1 protein-coding gene and 1 pseudogene are annotated in these 944 nt (G+C 39.9%); both read left to right on the top strand.

Annotated elements, in window-relative coordinates:
* The first annotated feature begins 38 nt into the window (after nt 1–38).
* Nucleotides 39–518 carry a crossover junction endodeoxyribonuclease RuvC gene (locus ACFIJS_RS09035; protein ID WP_375651287.1) on the top strand — a complete coding sequence of 160 codons (480 nt, stop codon included), beginning with the start codon at nt 39–41 and terminating at the stop codon, nt 516–518.
* Nucleotides 508–944 (top strand): annotated as a pseudogene (locus tag ACFIJS_RS09030) (hypothetical protein); the annotation flags it as partial. The gene ACFIJS_RS09035 and the pseudogene ACFIJS_RS09030, both read left to right, overlap by 11 nt.

The following is a 944-nucleotide window of genomic DNA, read 5'->3' as shown; positions in this document are numbered from 1 at the left end:
ACGCACGCATAAACACACAACAGCCTTAAGGGGGGATTATGATCACTAACGCACAAACCATTTTATGTCTTGATCTAGGGACCAAGACAGGCTGGGCGATATGCGGTGCGGATGGTTTTATCACAAGCGATACAGAAGATTTTCAACCACGCCGTTTTGAAGGCGGTGGTATGCGTTATTTACGCTTTAAACGGTGGCTTACTGAATTAAAGAGCTCCGTTGATGAAATTGACGCGGTGTATTTTGAAGAGGTCCGCCGGCATGTAGGTACAGACGCTTCTCATATTTACGGGGGCTTTCTAGCAACCTTAACAGCGTGGTGTGAACATCATCAGATACCATATGAAGGCATTCCTGTTGGCACAATTAAGAAGGCAACAACAGGAAAAGGCAACGCCTCAAAAGAAGAAATGATTAAGGCGGTGTGTGCAAAAGGGCATGCGCCTAAAGACGACAACGAAGCAGATGCTTCGGCAATTTTATATTTAATGAAAGAAGGGGATATACATGTCCAGTAAAATACCATGGACAAGGCTTTTTGCAGACAAGTGGTTACTTGATCTTGCACATTTGCCTGCGATTGAAGGCAATGTTTATATGCGGTTGCGATTGCAAATGTTGCGTATCAGAGAACCTCTTTTCAATGATGCGCAAATATTATCTCATTTTACTTGCTGTTCAGTAAAAAGGTTTCAAAAGGCATTAGATTATTTATTTAGATCTGGACACATTATCTGTTTAGAAGATGGTCGTTTGTGGAGTTCAGATGTTGAAGAAGAATTAAAAAATTCGGATGAAACTTTAAATAAGTTTGCAGAAAGAGCGCAGAAAGCAGCCAATACGAGGAAACATAAAAATCAAGAAGATTCTTCAAGACTTCTTCAAGATTCTTCAAGAGGGTACAATAACAATAACATATATAATAAAAAAACTAACACTATCGT

Source organism: Bartonella sp. OT172YNZD, assembly GCF_042193725.1.
GTDB classification, from domain to species: domain Bacteria; phylum Pseudomonadota; class Alphaproteobacteria; order Rhizobiales; family Rhizobiaceae; genus Bartonella; species Bartonella grahamii_A.
The sequence above is the reverse complement of the archived record's forward strand: the minus strand, read 5'-3'. Positions and strand labels throughout refer to the sequence as shown.

Coding starts and splice junctions, on each gene's coding strand:
- ACFIJS_RS09035 (WP_375651287.1), top strand. CDS start 39: ATGATCACTAACGCACAAACCATTTTATGTCTTGATCTAGGGACCAAG.